Source organism: Butyricicoccus intestinisimiae, from assembly GCF_018918345.1.
Classification (GTDB): domain Bacteria; phylum Bacillota; class Clostridia; order Oscillospirales; family Butyricicoccaceae; genus Butyricicoccus_A; species Butyricicoccus_A intestinisimiae.
Map to the genome: position 1 here is coordinate 104,263 of NZ_JAHLQI010000004.1, position 18,375 is coordinate 122,637.

Below are 18,375 nucleotides of genomic sequence, written 5' to 3' on the forward strand. Positions count from 1 at the left end.
CGTATCGAATGAAACATTCGTAAAAAAAGAGGCAGAGGAATTGTCCTCTGCCTCTCTTTGTGAAGGGAGGAATCTCCTGTGTCTATTGTTATGTATTTGCTGGCAGTTCTCATGATGGTTATTGTAGACCAAGCGGTAAAATATTGGGCGGTGACGATGCTGGCATCCATCGGCACGATTCCGCTCATTCCGGGCGTGCTGTCGCTGACCTATGTGGAGAACCGCGGCGCTGCGTTCAGCATTTTAGAAAACCAAATTTGGCTGTTTGTCGCACTGGCAGTGGTGATTCTGTGCGGCATTGTATATGCACTGAAAACAGATAAGATTCAAGCGCCGATTGGAAAAATCAGCCTGCTGGTGATTGCGGCGGGAGCAATTGGCAATGTCATTGACCGCGTGGTCAATCATTATGTTGTGGATATGATTCAGCTGGAATTTATCAGATTTCCGATTTTTAATATTGCGGATATTTACGTCTGTGTCGGCGTTGCTTTGTTTGCCTTTTATTATCTCTTTATCCACAAAGATGCGGAGGAAGCGGACAAATGAGACGAATCATTCAGGTGACAGAGACGGATTCCGGCCAACGCATCGACAAGCTACTCTCGCAGCAGCTGCCGGAGCTGACGCGGTCAGCCATTCAGCACTTGATGCAGGATGGCTGCGTGACCATCGGCGAACAGCCGGTCAAAAAAAATGCGAAAGCAGCTGCCGGAGATGTGATTGCAGTCGAAGTGCCGGAGCCCAAAGAGGTTTCCATCGAACCGGAAAATATTCCGCTTGATATTGTGTATGAAGATGAGGATATCATCGTTGTTAATAAGCCGAAGGGTATGGTTGTGCATCCGGCACCGGGCAATTGGAGCGGAACCCTGGTCAATGCGCTGATGTATCATTGCGGAGACAGCTTGTCCGGCATCAACGGAGAAATCCGTCCCGGTATTGTCCATCGCATTGACAAAGACACCAGCGGACTGCTTGTCGTTGCGAAAAACGACCGCGCGCATCAGTCGCTGGCGGAACAGATTCAAGTGCACAGCGCGGGACGTCGCTATTTTGCTGTGGTCTATGGATGCCCGCGGGAGGAAACCGGCACAATACAAGCGCCGATTGCCCGCCATCCGGTCGACAGAAAGAAAATGGCGGTTCTCGCAGGCGGTCGGGAAGCGATTACGCATTATCAGGTGCTGGAGCACTATCAGGGCTATACATTGATGAAATTTCGTCTGGAGACCGGACGCACGCATCAGATTCGCGTGCACATGGCGCACATTGGCCATCCGATTATCGGTGATCCGCTGTATGGACCGGCGAAAGACAAGTGGAAGTTACAGGGACAGTGCCTGCACGCAGGCGAGCTGGAATTGACGCATCCGGTGACCGGTGAGCGCATGCTGTTTGAGGCGCCGCTGCCGGAATATTTTGAAAAAGTCTTACAGAAATTGAGGAATCAGTATGGGCAAGTTTGACGGTATTTTTATCGCCTCGGATATGGACGGAACCTTGCTGGACGATACGCATGCGATTCAGCGGGAGACGATCCAAGCACTGGAGTATTTTACGCAAAACGGCGGATATTTCTCTCTGGCGACCGGAAGAACGCGTCCGGCAACGGCTGCGTATCGAAAGCTGCTGCCGTGCAACGGACCCGGCGTTTACCTGAACGGCGCGATTATCTGTGATGAGGCGCTGGAAAAAGTGATATATATGGAAGGTCTGGATGACGGCGCAAAGCAGCTGGCGCGGGAAGTGATGGAAGCATATCCACATTTGGGCATTGAAGTATTTTTGCTCGATCACTCGTATGTCTGCCGGATGTGCGAGGTGACGCGGCAGCATTTTGTCAATCTTGACATTCCGTATACGCTGTGCGGTCTGGATGAAATTCCGGAGCCGACACAGGAATGGGGAAAAATCAATTTTACCGGAGAGCATGACGAGGTACTCGCGGCGCGTCCGTTTATCGACCGCGTCAAAGACAAGTATAATTTGACGTTTTCCACGCCGGTTTATTATGAGATGACCTGCAAGGGCGGACACAAAGGCGATGGCGTGCAAAGAGCGGCAAGCTATCTCGGTGTCGAGCCGTCGCTGGTTTGTACTGTGGGAGACAGCCAAAACGATTTGCCGATGCTGCGCGGTGCCGGCATCAGTTTTGCGCCGGAAAATGCAAGACAAGAGGTGCTCGACACGGTCGATGTCGTTGTGGCAGACAATAACCACAATACACTGCAGGGCGTGGTAGAATATCTGGACAAGCAGTTTGGATAATGCCTTGTCGGTTGACAAGCCGTGTAACATATGCTATTCTTTCAGTCAGAGTAACGCGAGAGCGTCACGAAGGGGCATACCACCGCGGGTATGATTCTTTGTGATGCTCTCGTTTTTAATGGAGGAAAATTATGAATCGTGCTCGTATTAAAAAAATCGTTCTTTGTGCAGTCTTGGCGGATATCGCCGTGGTCGGCAGCATGTTCTCGTTTCCCATTTTGGGCTCGCGCTGTGCGCCGATTCAGCACATGGTCAATATCATCTGTGCGGTTTTTCTGGGACCCGGTTACGGCGTGGCGTGTGCATTTCTCGCCAGCCTGCTGCGAAACCTGTTTGGACTGGGCAGCCTGATGGCGTTTCCGGGCAGTATGATCGGTGCGCTGTGCTGCGGATTGATGTACTGGAAAACCAAGAAGCTGCTGCTGACGGTTGCAGCGGAAATTTTCGGCACCGGCATTCTCGGAGGTCTGTGCGCCTATCCGGTAGCTGTTTTGTTTATGGGAACCGATGCCGGAGCCGTCGCCTTTTATGCGTATATTATCCCGTTCCTGATTTCCACGGTTGTGGGCTCTGTTGCGGCGGGACTGGTGCTGATGGGACTCAAGCGCTCCACGGCGTTCGAGCACATGCAGTATCTGCTCGACAAATAATACAATATTCCAACAATAAGGACGCATTTGCCCACTTCTCGGTAAATGGGTTCTTTTTGTTTACACCGCACATAAAATGCGGTACAATAAAAACGGTAAAACAAGATTCTGCGGATTGTGCGGCCGGGAAAATGCACATTGGAACGGTTGACAAGGCATAGGGCAAATGATACAATATTGTCAATGCTAAAATAGGCAGAATTGGAACAATTGAATCAAAGCATGCGGTGCCTCCTGCATCTAGCAAGAGGGTAAAAGGGAAACAGGTGAACAATCCTGTGCGATCTCGTCACTGTGAACGGGGAGCGGAGAACGATGCGTTTCGGCGCGGTCACTGGTCTGTGGACTGGTAAGGCTGTTCTTGTGCGATGAGCCAAAGTCAGGAAACCTGCCGGATGCTGGTACAGGAAATATTTCCGGATCACGAGCTCTTGATCGTACCATCTGCCAGCCTTTTGTGGGCTGCGGGGAAGGTCGACGCTTTTTCTCTATCGAGAGAGGCGCCGGTATCGTGTATGCGAATATATTTCTCAGGCTGCGATCCGAGCGTTCCCCAAGATACCACAGGAGGTACAAAAAATGAAAATGAAAAAGTTGACGGCGATGCTGCTGGCAGGTGTGCTGGCTGCAGGCATGCTGGCAGGCTGCGGTTCTTCCAACGACAACAGCAAGGACGCAGCAAAGGACACCGGCTCTGCAACGACTTCCGCAAAGGCGAATACCGGCTCCGGTTCCGGCGAAGCAGCAGAGGAAGAAGAAAACTACAACACCGGTGATGCGTCTAAGGACAACCCGCGCAATCAGGACAACATCGGTGAAAACGAACTGCTGGTACTCAGCTTTGGCACCAGCTTTAATGACAGCCGACGTCTGACCATCGGCGCCATCGAGGATCAGCTGGAGAAGTCGTTCCCGGATTACTCGGTACGCCGCGGCTTCACTGCCAATATCGTCATTGACCATGTAGCAAAGCGCGACGGCGAAAAGATTGATGACATCGATGCATCGCTCAAGCGGGCGGTAGACAATGGCGTTAAGAATCTGGTTGTTCAGCCGACTCATCTGATGAACGGTCTGGAGTATGAAGAACTGAAGGGCGACATTGCACAGTATTCCGATGCGTTTGATAAGATTGCAATTGGTCAGCCGCTGCTGTCCAGCGATGACGATTTCTCCCGCGTAGAGAATGCCATCGTTGATTGGACCAAGGATTACGATGATGGCGAGACCGCTATCGTGTTCATGGGTCATGGTACATCTGCGGATTCCAATGGTGTATATCAGAAGATGCAGGATCTGCTGACCAAGGACGGTCACACCAACTACTTTGTAGGCACCGTTGAAGCAACTCCGTCTCTGGATGACGTTCTGGCTGCTGTCAAGAAGGGTGGCTACAAGCGCGTTGTTCTGGAGCCGCTGATGGTAGTTGCGGGTGACCATGCAAACAACGATATGGCAGGCGACGACAAGGATTCTTGGAAGTCTCAGTTTGAGGCAGCCGGCTATCAGGTTGAGTGCCTGCTGCGCGGTCTGGGCGAAAACGAAACCATTCGTCAGATCTACGTAGAGCATGCACAGGCAGCCATTGATTCGCTGAATCAGTAATTCTAATACAAAAAACAAAGGCAGAGCGGCGCGTATTTTCGTGCCGCTCTCGTTTTGAAAGGGTGAAATCAGATGAAAAAGACATTTTTGGCTTCGGCACTGTGTGCGGCTCTGCTCGCAGGTGTGCTGACCGGCTGCGGCAGCACGGCCAATACCGGCTCCGACACCACGGCCGCTGCGCAGGAACAGAGCAAGGATACGACGGATTACAGCAAGGTTGCCAGCTCCGCAGATATGAGCAGTGTGCAGGCTGTCGGAGAAGACGGCATGGAAGCCGTTTCCGGCAAGCAGGTCAAGGACGGTACCTATTCGGTTTCTGTAGACTGCAGCTCCAAAATGTTCCACGTGACAGATTGTCAGCTGACCGTCAAAGACGGCGAAATGACCGCCGTGATGACGATGAGCGGCACCGGATACCGCTGCATTTATCTGGGCACCGGTGAACAGGCGTCCAAGGCAAAGCCGGAGGATTATATTTTCCCTGAGACCAATAAAGACGGCGCAGATACTTTTGCCATTCCGGTGGAGGCACTGGACAAGGGGATTTCCTGCGCAGCGTTCAGCAAAAATAAGCAGCAGTGGTATGACAGAACCATTCTGCTCCGCGCAGATTCCCTGCCGGACGGCGCTGTGACGGGCGGCAGCAGCAAGACGGTTGCAGAGCTTGGCTTGCAGGATGGCACCTATACTGTCAACGTTACGTTAGCTGGCGGCTCTGGCAGAGCAAGTATCCAGTCTCCGGCAGAACTGACGGTTGCCAATGGCGAAGCGACAGCCAAAATCGTTTGGAGCAGCTCCAACTATGATTACATGATGGTCGGAGACAATAAGTATGAGCCGGTTGCTGGCGCAGAGACATCTACTTTTAACATTCCGGTCGCAGCATTTGGAAAAAAGATTGCCGTGCAGGCGGATACCACGGCGATGAGCCAGCCGTATCTGATTGACTACACGCTGACTTTTGACGCGGATTCCGTCAAGGCAAAGTGATATGATGCGAAGATTGAACTATTTGTTCGGCTTTTTGCTGCTCGGCGTGTGTTTTTTGCTGACCGGCTGCGGCAGCAGTGCGCAGAAGTCCGCTTCCGATTTTTCCGACTGGAAGCCGACCGGAAGCATGGAGCTGCAGTATGCGAACCAATTTTCCGTCGATTACTATGACGGCGGTTACGCGCTGATTACCATTGCAAAACAGAATCAGTATTTGCTCGTGCCGGAAGGCAAGCAGGCGCCGCAGGGACTGAGCAGTAGCATTACGGTGCTGCAGCAGCCGCTGGACAATATCTATCTGGCGGCATCGTCTGCGATGGATTTGTTTGACGGCTTGGATGCGCTGCCCGCGATTGCCATGACCAGCACCGCGGAAAAGGATTGGAGCCTGCCGCATGTGACGCAGGCGATGCAGCAGGGCAGGCTGCAGTATGTCGGCAAGTACAATGCGCCGGATTATGAGACGCTGCTGACGAAAAACTGTCAGCTTGCCATAGAATCGACCATGATTACCCACAATCCGGAAGTGAAGGAACAGCTGGAAAAGGTGAATATTCCGGTGCTTGTCGAGCATTCCAGCTATGAATCGCATCCGATGGGACGCATGGAATGGATCAAGCTGTATGGCCTGCTGCTCGGAAAGACGGACGAAGCAGAAAAGTTTTTTGATGAAAAAGTCCGGCAGCTGAACGAGATGCAGGCGGCGGATACCGGCAAAACGGTTGCGTTTTTCTACATCAGCTCGACGGGCTCTGTCAATGTCCGCAAGCCGGGAGACTATGTCTCCAAGATGATTGACATGGCGGGCGGCTCGTATGTGCCGACGGCACAGCAGCTCAAAGTGGATGACAACGCGCTGTCCACGATGAATATGCAGATGGAAGCCTTTTATGCGGCGGCAAAAGATGCCGATTATATCATCTACAACAGCACGATTGAGGGAGATTTGCAGACCATCAGCCAGCTGACGCAAAAAAGCAGCCTGCTCAAAGATTTCAAAGCGGTGCAGACCGGAAATGTCTGGTGCACAGAGAAAAACATGTTTCAGCAGACGACCGGCGCGGCGGATATGATTGCAGACCTCAACCGCATTGTGACGGGACAGGCGGATCAGACCGACCAATTGACCTTTTTGCATCGGCTGAAATGAAACGAAACATTTATAGGAAGGAGACAGAGATGAAACAGCGTACAGCCATGCGGTGCTGGATAGGATATGGGATTCTTGCGGTGTTGCTGTGCTCTTTGATACTGCTCAATTTGAATATCGGAACCGTGTCGCTGTCTCCTTCCGAGGTGTTCGGCATCTTAGCGGGAAAGACATCGGCGAACACCGCCATTATCTGGGAGATTCGTCTGCCGCGTTTGATTGCGGCGGTTATTTTGGGCGGCGCGTTATCGGTATCCGGCTTTTTGCTGCAAACCTTTTTTTCCAACCCGATTGCGGGGCCGTTTGTGCTGGGCATTTCGTCCGGTGCCAAATTGGTCGTTGCGATGACCATGATCGGCTTTTTGAGCCGCGGATGGGTGATGAGCTCTACCAGCATGATTCTGGCAGCGTTTGTCGGCTCAATGATTTCGATGGGCTTTGTTCTGCTGATCTCCGGCAAAGTCAAAAAAATGTCGCTGCTCATCATCTGCGGCATCATGATCGGCTATATCTGCTCGGCGATTACGGATTTTGCCGTGACCTTTGCGGATGATTCCAACATTGTCAATCTGCACAACTGGTCGATGGGCAGCTTTTCCGGCGTCAGCTGGGACAATGTCGGCACGATGACGGTTGTGACTGTTTTCTGTATGGTGCTGACGATTTTGCTGTCCAAGCCGATGGATGCATTCCGCCTCGGTGAAGTGTACGCGCAGAGCATGGGCGTCAACGTGAAATTGTTCCGTGTCCAGTTGATTTTGCTGTCCAGCATTCTGTCTGCGACGGTTACGGCGTTTGCGGGTCCGATTTCCTTTGTCGGCATTGCGGTGCCGCATCTGACAAAGAGCCTGTTTCACACGTCAAAACCGCTGTTTATTATTCCAGCCTCGTTTTTGGGCGGCGCGGTGTTCTGCCTGTTTTGTGATTTGCTGGCGCGGACGATGTTCGCGCCGACAGAGTTGAGCATCGGCTCTGTGACCGCTGTGTTTGGCGCGCCAATCGTTATTTGGATGATGCTGCATCGGGACAAGAAACGGCAATGAGGGATTGAGCATGAACAACGCAATGTTACAAACACACAATTTGTCTGTTGGCTATGACAAAAAAGTTCTCATTCAGGGAATTGAAATTGCCGTGTGTCCGGGCGAGATTCTGACGTTGATCGGTCCGAACGGCGCGGGAAAATCGACAATTATTAAAAGCATTACCAAACAGCTGGAAATTTTGGGCGGCACGGTTTGCGTGGCGGGAAAGCCGCTCTCGCAGACCGGCAGCAGAGAGCTGGCGCAAAAAGTATCCGTGATGATGACCGGACGATTGGAACCGGAGCTCATGAGCTGTGAAGAAGTGGTGGAGGCGGGCAGATTTCCGTACACCGGACGATTCGGCGTGCTGTCCGATGCAGACCGCGAAAAGGTGCGCGAGGCGATGGAGCTGGTGCATATTCGAGAGCTGGCGGACAAAAGCTTTACCTGCATCAGTGACGGACAGCGGCAGCGCGTCATGCTGGCGCGCGCCATCTGTCAGGAACCGGAAATTCTGATTTTGGACGAACCGACATCCTTTTTGGATATTCGTCACAAATTGGAGCTGCTGGCGATTCTCAAACGGCTTGTACTGGAAAAACAGATCGCTGTCATTATCTCCATGCACGAGCTGGATTTGGCACAAAAGCTGTCAGACCGCGTGGTGTGCGTCAGGGGAGACCGCATTGACAAATGCGGCACGCCGGATGAAATCTTTACGGACGCGTATATTGAGCAGCTGTATCAGGTCTCCTGCGGCAGCTATCACACAGTATACGGCTTTATGGAGCTGGAAAAACCGGCGGGAAAACCGGAGGTTTTCGTCATTGGCGGAGGCGGCAGCGGCATCCCGATTTATCGGCAGCTGCAGCGCAAAGGCATCCCGTTTGCAGCGGGAGTGCTGCATGAAAATGACATGGATTTGCCCGCGGCGCAGGCACTTGCCGCGCAGATTATTACCGAGCGAGCCTTTGAACCCATCGGTGAACAGGCACTTGCACAGGCAAAGGCCTGCATGGAGACGTGCACACGTGTCATTTGCTGTCCGGAGCGGTTTGGAACCATGAATGCGGGCAATCAGCAGCTGATGCAACTGGCGCAGAAACAAGGAAAATTATTCAATCATAAGAGAGGATTATAACATGAAGGGAACATTGATTGGCGTTGGTGTTGGACCGGGAGATCCGGAACTGATGACACTCAAGGCGGTGCGCATGATTCGGGAAAATGAAGTCATTGCCGTGCCGGGAAAGCAGCCGAAAGAAACCGTGGCATATCAGATTGCCGTGCAGGCCGCACCGGAGCTGGCGGATAAAACGCTGCTGCCGCTGTACATGCCGATGACCATGGACGCAGAGGAGCGCGAGAACAATTGGAAAATTGCCGCAGATACAGCGGAGCAACAGCTCGAACAGGGAAAGAATGTCGTATTCCTGACGCTGGGCGATCCGACTGTTTATTCTACGTTCAGCTATGTCAAGAAGCTGGTAGAAGAACACGGCTATCAGACGGCAACCGTCAGCGGCATCACGTCGTTTTGCGCGGCGGCGGCTCGCATGAATGTTTCGCTGTCCGAGTGGAATGAACCGCTGCATATTTTGCCGGCGCGTCATAATCTGGAGGATGATTTGAATTATTCCGGCAATTGCGTGCTGATGAAGTCGGGAAGAAAAATGGATCGCGTCAAGCAACAGCTCGCACAGAGCGGCCGAGATGTCGTTATGGTAGAAAACTGCGGTATGCCGGAGGAGAAGATTTATCACGGCGTGGAAGAAATTCCGAACGATGCAGGCTATTATTCGCTGATTATTGCGCGGGAGCCGAAGCATGATTGAAATAAAAAATCTTTCCAAGCAGTTTGAAGGCTTCCAAGCGGTGGAAAACCTGAGTCTGCGCATTGAGACGGGAGAGTTTTTTGCGCTGCTTGGCCCAAACGGTGCGGGAAAAACCACAACGATTAGCATGATCTCCACGCTGCTTTTGCCGAGCGGCGGGGAGATTTATATTGACGGCGAACGGCTGACCCGTCAGCGCAAGGACATCAAACGCAAAGTCAGCGTGGTCACACAGGAATATTCCATGCGGCAGGACATGAATATGGACGAAATCATGGAATATCAGGGCAGGCTGTATTTTATGAAGCGCAAGGATATCCGTGAAAAGACAGAACATCTGCTTGCCTTTGCCGGTCTTACCAGCCACAGAAAAAAGACCATTCGCAAGCTGTCCGGCGGTATGCGGCGCAAGCTCATGGTGTGCCGCGCGCTGCTGACTGAGCCGGAGATTTTGCTGCTGGACGAGCCGACGGCAGGCATGGACGCGCTTTCTCGCAGACAGATGTGGAATTTGCTGCGCCAGCTCAATGAGAAGGGGCTGACGATTTTGCTCACTACGCACTACATTGAGGAAGCACAGGCGTTGTGTGACCGTGTGGCACTGATGGATGGCGGCAAGCTGGAGGATTTGGACACACCGGAAAATCTCATTTGCAAGCTGGGCGCGTATGCGGTCGATGAGATGCATCCGGACGGTGTGCACAGCAGCTATTTTGCCGAGCGCAGTCAGGCGATTGCCTATCTGTCCGAGCTGACAGGTAATTGCACCTTGCGCGATACGACATTGGAGGACGTCTTTGTGGAACAGGCGGGCAAGCATTTGACAAAGGGTATTTGAAGCTATGGGTATTGTAACGATTCTGTGGGAAAAATGGCGTGAATTCCTGCGGGACTTTTCCAAAATCACGCTCGCGGCGCTCATTGCTCCGCTCATGTATTTGATTGTCTTTGGCTGGGGCATTCGCACGACAATGAACGGCCAGCCGTATTTGTATTATTTGATACCGGGCGTTGTGTCGCTGACGACGATGAACGGCAGCTTTAGTGCGATTGCGCAAAATCTAAATGTTCAGCGCCTGTATGAAAAAGCGTTTGATCAGGTCATTATTTCTCCGACACCGCTGTGGCAGTTTATCGTCGGACAAGTTCTTGCCGGTGCGCTGCGCGGCCTGTACTCTGCGGGCATTATTCTGCTGCTGATTTTGCCGATTCATACCGGATTGGTGTTCAACTGGCAGTCTTTTGTTATTTTGTTTTTGAACGGTGCCGTGTTTGCGGGCCTGAGCATTGTCGTGTCTTTTTTGGCGAAAAATCATGCGGATGTGCCGCGGTTTTCCAATTATATCATCATGCCGATGTCCTATTTGTGTAATACATTTTTCTCGACAGCGGCAATTCCGCATGGCGCGCGCGAGGTGATTACAGCTCTGCCGCTGTCGCAGACCAGCTCGATGATTCGTGCGATTGCAACCGGTGAAGCTGCAGATTTTCGCGGGATTCTCGTATTGCTGGCTTATTTGATTGTCTTTATCGTTGCCGGTTTATATTTTGTCTATAAGAAAGAAAATCTGTGAGGTGCAGCATCATGAAAAAACGAATCAGACAGGGAATTTTGGTGATACTCACGATGCTGCTGGCATCGTCCGTCTGTTTTGCGGCAGACAGCGAGGGCACGAAGCTGCCGGACAGCGCCGCCAATACACCGGCACCGCCTGCGTTTATTGAAATGGATGACGGAGACTATGCGATTCCGGTTTCGCTGGAAGGCGGCTCGGGCAAAGCGTCTGTGACCACACCAGCGGCACTTAAAGTGAAAGATGGTACAGCGGTCATGACGCTGGTTTGGGGCAGTGAAAATTATGACTATATGATTTCCGGCGGCGTCAAATACCAGCGCGTCAATGAGGAGGGCTATTCCACCTTTGAGATTCCGGTCACGAGCTTCACACAGCCGATGACCGTCATCGCGGACACAACCGCAATGAGCGTTCCGCATGAGGTCGAATATACGCTGACCCTGTCACCGGATGACATTATGGCAGGAAACCAGACGCCGCAGGCCGCTGCGCAGCGCGTGGTATATATGGCTGTGGGCATTATTTCTGTCTGCGCCGCCGTATCGCTTGTCAAAAAAAGACGACTCCGAAAATAATACGGAAAAACAAAAAGATAAACAAAAAATTTACATTTTTCATCCGCAGGGTTGCATTCACAATATGGTTGTGTTATATTGATATTTGTGATTAAAAATTGATAAACTCTGGAGAGTCTCACAGAACGAGCGCCGAAGGTGTACGGTACAGCCATGTACCAATCTCTCAGGCAAAAGGACAGATGAAACTATGTATTCTCTTTAGAGGGTTGGTAGAAATATCAACTCTTTTTTGTTTGCATTTTTATGTGGTGCAGGGCAAAAAAAGCTGATATGCCAACCGCTTGATGCACGACGAAAGGAGAAATGAACGTGGAGCAGTTTACTCGATTTTTAGAAATGATTGACGGATGGGTGTGGGGTGTCCCGCTTATCGTCCTGATTTTGGCGGTTGGCATTTATTTGACCATTCGCCTGCGAGGTTTACAGATTCGAAAGCTTCCCAAAGCACTCAAATATATGGTGCACAATGAGGAAGGCGGCGAAGGAGAAGTTACTTCATTCGGTGCGTTGTGTACGGCTCTGTCCGCAACCATCGGTACCGGCAACATTGTCGGCGTAGCAACAGCTATCGTTGCAGGCGGCCCTGGCGCCCTGTTTTGGATGTGGATGGCAGCCCTGTTCGGCATGGCAACCAAGTTTGCCGAGGGCGTGCTGGCGATCAAGTACCGCGTGCTGGACGAAACCGGTCATGCACTGGGCGGCCCATTCTATTATATCGAAAACGGCATGGGCAAGCAGTGGAAATGGCTGGCAAAGCTGTTTGCATTCTTTGGTGTCGGCGTTGGTATTCTGGGCATCGGTACCATTACACAGGTAAATGGTATTGCCTCTGCTGTCAACAACTTCTTTGACAGCAACAATGCATGGACATTCCAGCTGTTCGGAAAAGACTATTCGTATACCGTATTGATTGCGGCAATTATTGTCACTGTGTGCGTTGCACTGGTTATCATCGGCGGTATTCAGCGCATTGCAAGCGTATCGCAGGTTATCGTACCGTTTATGGCATGTATTTATGTTGCATTCTGCGTGCTGCTGCTGATTATGAATGTGACAAAGATTCCGGCAGCCTTTGTTTTGATTATTCAGAGTGCATTTGGCATGCGTGCAGTGGCAGGCGGCGCGCTGGGCGCTATTATCCTTGCTATGCAGAAGGGTATTGCCCGTGGCATCTTCTCGAATGAGGCCGGCCTTGGCAGTGCGCCGATTGCGGCAGCTGCAGCACAGACCAACGAACCGGTTCGTCAGGGTTTGGTTTCCATGACCGGCACGTTTATCGACACGATTGTTATTTGTACCATGACCGGCTTCTCGATTGTACTGACCGGTGCATATACACAGGGCTTAGAAGGTGTCGCTGTCACTGCCTATGCCTTCCAGTCAGGCCTGCCGTTCAGTGCAAAGGTTTGCGAGGGCATTCTGATGCTGTGCTTGATCTTCTTTGCATTTACGACCATTCTCGGCTGGGATTATTACTCGGAGCGCTGCTTGGAGTATCTGACCGGCAAGCATGAGCTGACGATGAAGGTCTATCGCTGGCTGTACATTTTGGCTGTATTTATCGGCCCGTTCCTCACAGTATCCGCTGTATGGACGATTGCGGACATCTTCAATGCGCTGATGGCTCTGCCGAACTTGGTGGCAATTCTGGCATTGAGCGGTGTTGTCGTTGCCGAAACGCGCCATTATTTCAAGCGTCTGAGCGAAGGTTCCATTCGCGAATGATAGCTTTGATATACACAAAGAGTCTCCTGCGGGAGACTCTTTTGCTGTTTGCGCATTTTTACTCGTTGACTTTTGCTGCGGATTCTGGTATACTATTTAACGGTTATCGGATAATAGAAGATAACAGAGATATGCGCCCGTAGCTCAGCTGGATAGAGCGTTGGACTCCGACTCCAAAGGCCATGCGTTCGAATCGCACCGGGCGTACCAAAAACACCGCTGTTTCGTGAGAAACGGCGGTGTTTTTTTATCGTCGCCTGTATTGCGCTTGTTGTGTTTTGGTGATTCATCATAAATATGCGCTCGGATTTTCGGGAAAATTATGTACCGGTTCGGTTGCGGATTGCAAAGAGAAATTATATAATAGTAGATGTTCGCCGCAGAGGACACGATTTTACGGCCAATATATAGTATGATGCGTGCACTTATCATACTATATATTGACAGTGGAAGTCCGTGGGCTTATAATAGATAGGCGGCCAATCATTTGCCGCGTATGGAGGGATTTACGATGAAAGTTATCAAAAGAAATGGTGAAGAAGTTCCATTTGATTTATCGAAGATCGTCAATGCTGTAAAGGCTGCCAATCTTGAGGTTGAGCCGATTCATAGATTGAATGAGTACCAGATTCAGGCGGTAGCAGATACCGTAGAAAAGAAGCTGGAATCGCTGCCGCATATCACACATGTCGAAGATGTGCAGGATATGGTAGAAATCGGCATCATGGAGATGCGCGGCTATGAGGTGGCACAGAAGTATGTGCGCTATCGGTATAAGCGGGAACTGGCTCGTAAATCGAACACGACAGATAATGAAATTCTGGCTTTGATTGATCATCTCAATGAGAACGTCAAGCAGGAAAATTCCAACAAAAATCCGGTTATCAACTCGACCCAGCGCGACTATATGGCGGGTGAGGTGAGCAAGGACTTGACCATGCGTGTCCTGCTGCCGGAGGATATTGTCAAGGCACATGAAGAGGGCATCATTCATTTCCATGATTCCGATTATTTTGCGCAGAAGGAACACAACTGTGACCTCATCAATCTGGAGGATATGCTGCAAAACGGCACGGTCATCAGTGAAACCATGATTGAAAAGCCGCACAGCTTCTTTACCGCCTGCAATGTCACGACGCAGATTGTCGCGCAGGTTGCAAGCAATCAGTACGGCGGTCAGACGTTTACGCTGTCGCACTTGGCTCCGTTTGTAGACATCAGCCGCAAAAAGATTCGTAAGCAGGTTATTGAAGAGCGCACGGCATGCGGCGACTCGCTGGATGACCGCATTGTCAATAAAGTGGTAGAAAGCCGCCTGAGAAGCGAAGTAAAGAGCGGCATTCAGACCATTCAGTACCAGCTCATTACCCTGATGACCTGTAATGGTCAGGCACCGTTTGTCACAATGTTTATGTATCTGGACGAAGTGCCGGAGGGACAGGAGCGCGATGACCTCGCGATGATTATCGAAGAGGTACTGCGTCAGCGCATGCAGGGCGTCAAGAATGAAAAGGGCATCTGGATTACGCCGGCATTCCCGAAGCTGATTTATGTGCTGGATGAAGACAATATCACCAAGGATTCCAAGTATTGGTATCTGACGGAGCTGTCCGCAGAGTGTACGGCAAAACGCATGGTGCCGGATTATATTTCCGCAAAGGTCATGCGTTCGCTCAAGCAGGGTGATGTGTATCCGTGCATGGGCTGCCGCTCGTTCCTGACGGTAGAGGACAGCCAGCGCAAACCGGATGGCTCTCACAAGTATTACGGCAGATTTAATCAGGGCGTTGTCACCATCAACTTGGTTGACGTTGCCTGTTCGTCTCACGGCGATATGGATGCGTTCTGGAGAATTTACGAAGAACGGCTGGATTTATGTCATCGTGCACTGCGCTGCCGTCATGAGCGTCTGCTCGGCACGATTTCTGACGTTGCGCCGATTCTGTGGCAGAACGGTGCGCTGGCACGCCTGAAGAAGGGCGAGACCATTGACAAGCTGCTGTTTGGCGGGTATTCGACGATTTCACTGGGCTATGCCGGTCTGTGTGAGATGTGCGTGCGCATGATTGGCAAGACGCATACCTCGCCGGAGGGCAGAGAATTTTCGCTGCAAGTCATGCAGAAGCTCAATGACAAGTGCAAGGAATGGTCGGAAGCGGAAAACATCAGCTATTCCGTATACGGCACGCCGATGGAATCCACGACATATAAGTTCGCCAAGTGCCTGCAAAAGCGCTTTGGCATCATTCCGGGCGTCACAGACAGAAATTACATCACAAACAGCTATCATGTGCATGTTGCCGAGCACATTGATGCATTCCATAAGCTGAAGTTTGAGTCGGAATTCCAGAAGCTGTCTCCGGGCGGTGCAATCAGTTATGTAGAAGTTCCGAATTTGCAGAATAATACCGATGCAGTGCTCGCTGTCATGCGCTTTATCTATGATAATATCATGTATGCGGAGCTGAACACCAAGAGCGATTACTGTGAAAAGTGCGGCTATGACGGTGAAATTCAGATTATCACCGATGCCGAGGGCAAGCTGGTATGGGAGTGCCCGAACTGCGGCAATCGCGACCAGAATAAGCTGTTTGTTGCCCGCAGAACCTGCGGTTACATCGGTACGCAGTTTTGGAATCAGGGCAGAACGCAGGAAATCAAAGACCGCGTGCTGCATCTGTAAGCGTGGGAGCTGCCAATGAATTATGCGACGATAAAATTTTATGATGTGGCGAATGGCACAGGTGTCCGCGTCAGCTTGTTTGTCTCCGGCTGCCGCCATCACTGCAAGGGCTGCTTTAATGCGGAGACATGGGACTTTTCCTATGGCGAACCGTACACGCAGGAAACAGAGGACAGCATCATAGACGGCTTAAAACCAGATTATATCACGGGCTTGTCTCTGCTCGGCGGAGAGCCGTTTGAACCGGAGAATCAGCCCGCCCTGACGGCGCTGCTGCGGCGGGTTAAGACGCAACTGCCGGAAAAGACGGTTTGGTGCTATACCGGCTATACCTATGACACGGATTTGGCAGAGGGCGGCTCTGTGTTTACAGACGTCACGCGCGAGATGCTCTCGTATATTGACATTCTTGTAGATGGCGAATTTATCGAAGAACAACGAGATTTGACGCTGCGGTTCCGCGGAAGCCGAAATCAGCGCATTCTCACGCTGAAAAACGGAATTTGTACACAGATTGAAAGCTGTGAATAAATGAAAGATGGCAGACATGGCACAAGTCATGGCTGCCATCTTTTTTGCTGTGGATTGGGCACTGTCGGCTGCTTGACAGAACGGCAGCTGTGTGTTATTATCGACATATGACGAAAACGAGGTGATGGGATGGCGCGACCCAAGCGGAAACGAATGGTATGTTGGGAGCCGGACTATATTCATTTTCAGCCGGACGGTATCTCTCCATCGGAGCAAATCATACTGTCCGTCGATGAATACGAAGTGATTCGTCTGGTGGATTTTGAGAAGAAAACACATGAGGAAACGGCACGGCAGATGCAAATTTCCCGCACCACGGTGACAGAAATTTATGAATCGGCGCGGTTTAAGCTGGCAGATTGCATCGTCAACGGCAAGCAATTGCGCATTGCGGGCGGGCCGTATCAGCTGTGTCAGAAAAATGGCTGCTGCCGGAGAGGCTCGTGCAGAGCACGGCAGCAAACACAGGCAGTACTGCCTCAGAAAGGGAGACAAACAATGAGAATTGCAGTAACGTATGAAAACGGACAAATTTTTCAGCACTTTGGACACACGGAAGCATTTAAGATTTACGATGTAGAGAACGGCGCGGTGCAGAACGCGGCTGTTGTTCCGACCAACGGCAGCGGTCACGGTGCACTGGCAGGTTTTCTGTCGGAAAACGGTGTTGACACGCTGATTTGCGGCGGCATCGGCGGCGGTGCACAGATGGCGCTGGCAACGGCAGGAATCCAGCTGTATGGCGGTGTGGCAGGCGATGCAGATGAAGCCGTACAGGCGCTTCTGGCGGGCACACTGGGTTACAATCCGAACGTGCGCTGTTCGCATCACGATCACGAGCACGGCGAAGGCCATACATGCGGACAGCATGGCTGCGGCAATCACGGCTGTCACTAAATACGAAAACAATCCCCTGCATGCTGTGCAGGGGATTGCTTATTTAACGGAGTACGCACTTTCCGCAAGGCTCTAACCCGCGGGACTGTGCCTCTGCCAAACTGCAGGGATAATAGGTGCCTTTGCCGCAAGGATTGGCGTAGTGATATTTTTTGCCTGTTTTGGTGACATAAACCGTTCGGCTGTTTTCTTTTGAGGAAGCAGTATCCGAACTGTTGCTGGTTTCCGATTGTTCAGCGGCAGCTTGTTCGGCAGCAGCGGCTTTCGCTTGCTCAATGGCATCAATAGATTTTCTGATCTGTTCTATGTTGGACTTGGAGTGGTCGCTGTCAGCGGTATCCGTCCCGCGGTAGACATATTTGACAAGCTGCTCTGCGTCCTGACCAAGATTACAGTAATCTTCTTTCTCGGGATTGCCCACATATTTGTACTCCAATAACCAACCATAGTACATCATCTGCTCCATCGTGGCATTGTCCTTGAAACAGTCGGTATAATTGGATTTTATGTATTCATACGCAGTGGAAATATCATTTTCAGTCGCAGCATTCGCGGCATCCCGCGCTTGGCGGGTGATGGATGCAACCTGAGAAAATGAGTTGGGCACCGCTTGTGTTTCCGAAGGGATGGTTTCCGGCGATGGCGCGGAATTTGTGCACGCAGACAGCGCGAAAACAAAAAATATCCCTGCAAGCATACCGCATAGTTGCTTTCTCATCAAAATCACCCCGTTTGCACATCAAACATGTTATATATACTCGTATGGTATCATGGTTGTTTGCGCCTGTCAATTTGAGACAGAAAAAACCCGCCCTTTCCAACGAAAAGGCGGGTTTATGAAAGTAAAGACCTATTTTG

At 51.3% G+C, this 18,375-nt stretch carries 18 protein-coding genes, 1 tRNA gene and 2 riboswitches; of the genes, 18 read left to right on the top strand and 1 reads right to left on the bottom strand.

Features of this window, described 5'->3' with window-relative positions; genetic code table 11:
- The first annotated feature begins 78 nt into the window (after nucleotides 1–78).
- The 18 genes from lspA (at nucleotide 79) to KQI75_RS08820 (ending at nucleotide 17,517) form a co-directional block, all read left to right on the top strand.
- Nucleotides 79–549 carry a signal peptidase II gene (gene lspA, locus KQI75_RS08735; RefSeq protein WP_330655538.1) on the top strand — a complete coding sequence of 157 codons (471 nt, stop codon included), beginning with the start codon at nucleotides 79–81 and terminating at the stop codon, nucleotides 547–549.
- Nucleotides 546–1,469 (top strand): RluA family pseudouridine synthase, encoded by a 924-nt coding sequence (locus tag KQI75_RS08740; protein ID WP_216470422.1) that lies wholly within the window; start codon nucleotides 546–548, stop codon nucleotides 1,467–1,469. The genes lspA and KQI75_RS08740 overlap by 4 nt, the downstream gene beginning before the upstream one ends.
- Entirely contained in the window at nucleotides 1,456–2,271 is an 816-nt protein-coding gene (locus KQI75_RS08745) for a Cof-type HAD-IIB family hydrolase (RefSeq protein WP_216470423.1), read from the top strand. Before KQI75_RS08740 ends, KQI75_RS08745 begins: the two co-directional genes overlap by 14 nt.
- A 131-nt stretch (nucleotides 2,272–2,402) precedes the next feature.
- Nucleotides 2,403–2,921 carry an energy coupling factor transporter S component ThiW gene (gene thiW / locus KQI75_RS08750; protein ID WP_216470424.1) on the top strand — a complete coding sequence of 173 codons (519 nt, stop codon included), beginning with the start codon at nucleotides 2,403–2,405 and terminating at the stop codon, nucleotides 2,919–2,921.
- Nucleotides 2,922–3,129: 208 nt separating this feature from the next.
- Nucleotides 3,130–3,331: riboswitch (cobalamin riboswitch) on the top strand.
- 169 nt (nucleotides 3,332–3,500) lie between these two features.
- The gene (locus KQI75_RS08755; protein ID WP_216470426.1) at nucleotides 3,501–4,526 is read left to right on the top strand and encodes a sirohydrochlorin cobaltochelatase; all 1,026 of its coding nucleotides are present in this window, start codon (nucleotides 3,501–3,503) and stop codon (nucleotides 4,524–4,526) included.
- Between the two features lie 72 nt (nucleotides 4,527–4,598).
- The gene (locus tag KQI75_RS08760) at nucleotides 4,599–5,516 is read left to right on the top strand and encodes a hypothetical protein (protein WP_216470428.1); all 918 of its coding nucleotides are present in this window, start codon (nucleotides 4,599–4,601) and stop codon (nucleotides 5,514–5,516) included.
- Between the two features lies 1 nt (nucleotide 5,517).
- The gene (locus KQI75_RS08765) at nucleotides 5,518–6,666 is read left to right on the top strand and encodes an ABC transporter substrate-binding protein (protein WP_216470429.1); all 1,149 of its coding nucleotides are present in this window, start codon (nucleotides 5,518–5,520) and stop codon (nucleotides 6,664–6,666) included.
- Nucleotides 6,667–6,695: 29 nt separating this feature from the next.
- Nucleotides 6,696–7,709, top strand: coding sequence for a FecCD family ABC transporter permease (locus tag KQI75_RS08770; RefSeq protein ID WP_216470430.1), 1,014 nt, complete (start codon nucleotides 6,696–6,698; stop codon nucleotides 7,707–7,709).
- 10 nt (nucleotides 7,710–7,719) lie between these two features.
- Nucleotides 7,720–8,832, top strand: coding sequence for an ABC transporter ATP-binding protein (locus tag KQI75_RS08775; protein ID WP_216470432.1), 1,113 nt, complete (start codon nucleotides 7,720–7,722; stop codon nucleotides 8,830–8,832).
- A 1-nt stretch (nucleotide 8,833) separates the two neighbouring features.
- Nucleotides 8,834–9,526: a precorrin-2 C(20)-methyltransferase gene (gene cobI, locus KQI75_RS08780; protein ID WP_216470433.1), complete on the top strand. Its 693-nt coding sequence runs from the start codon at nucleotides 8,834–8,836 to the stop codon at nucleotides 9,524–9,526.
- A complete protein-coding gene (locus KQI75_RS08785; protein WP_216470434.1) occupies nucleotides 9,519–10,364 on the top strand; it encodes an ABC transporter ATP-binding protein in 846 nt (281 codons plus the stop codon). Before cobI ends, KQI75_RS08785 begins: the two co-directional genes overlap by 8 nt.
- Nucleotides 10,365–10,368: 4 nt before the next feature.
- Entirely contained in the window at nucleotides 10,369–11,100 is a 732-nt protein-coding gene (locus KQI75_RS08790) for an ABC transporter permease (RefSeq protein WP_216470435.1), read from the top strand.
- 11 nt (nucleotides 11,101–11,111) lie between these two features.
- Nucleotides 11,112–11,678 carry a hypothetical protein gene (locus KQI75_RS08795; RefSeq protein ID WP_246566539.1) on the top strand — a complete coding sequence of 189 codons (567 nt, stop codon included), beginning with the start codon at nucleotides 11,112–11,114 and terminating at the stop codon, nucleotides 11,676–11,678.
- A 98-nt stretch (nucleotides 11,679–11,776) separates the two neighbouring features.
- A riboswitch (glycine riboswitch) is annotated at nucleotides 11,777–11,870 on the top strand.
- A gap of 114 nt (nucleotides 11,871–11,984) precedes the next feature.
- The gene (locus tag KQI75_RS08800) at nucleotides 11,985–13,406 is read left to right on the top strand and encodes an alanine/glycine:cation symporter family protein (protein WP_216470437.1); all 1,422 of its coding nucleotides are present in this window, start codon (nucleotides 11,985–11,987) and stop codon (nucleotides 13,404–13,406) included.
- 133 nt (nucleotides 13,407–13,539) lie between these two features.
- A tRNA-Arg gene (locus tag KQI75_RS08805) sits at nucleotides 13,540–13,616 on the top strand.
- A gap of 301 nt (nucleotides 13,617–13,917) precedes the next feature.
- Nucleotides 13,918–16,089 (top strand): anaerobic ribonucleoside-triphosphate reductase, encoded by a 2,172-nt coding sequence (gene nrdD, locus KQI75_RS08810; protein ID WP_246566541.1) that lies wholly within the window; start codon nucleotides 13,918–13,920, stop codon nucleotides 16,087–16,089.
- 15 nt (nucleotides 16,090–16,104) lie between these two features.
- On the top strand, nucleotides 16,105–16,620 hold the full coding sequence (nrdG, locus tag KQI75_RS08815) for an anaerobic ribonucleoside-triphosphate reductase activating protein (RefSeq protein WP_216470439.1): 516 nt from the start codon (nucleotides 16,105–16,107) through the stop codon (nucleotides 16,618–16,620).
- Between the two features lie 129 nt (nucleotides 16,621–16,749).
- A complete protein-coding gene (locus KQI75_RS08820; RefSeq protein ID WP_216470440.1) occupies nucleotides 16,750–17,517 on the top strand; it encodes a DUF134 domain-containing protein in 768 nt (255 codons plus the stop codon).
- Nucleotides 17,518–17,560: 43 nt separating this feature from the next.
- On the opposite strand, the gene KQI75_RS08825 is transcribed toward KQI75_RS08820, so the two are convergent.
- Nucleotides 17,561–18,124, bottom strand: coding sequence for a hypothetical protein (locus KQI75_RS08825; protein WP_216470441.1), 564 nt, complete (start codon nucleotides 18,122–18,124; stop codon nucleotides 17,561–17,563).
- Nucleotides 18,125–18,375 lie beyond the last annotated feature (251 nt).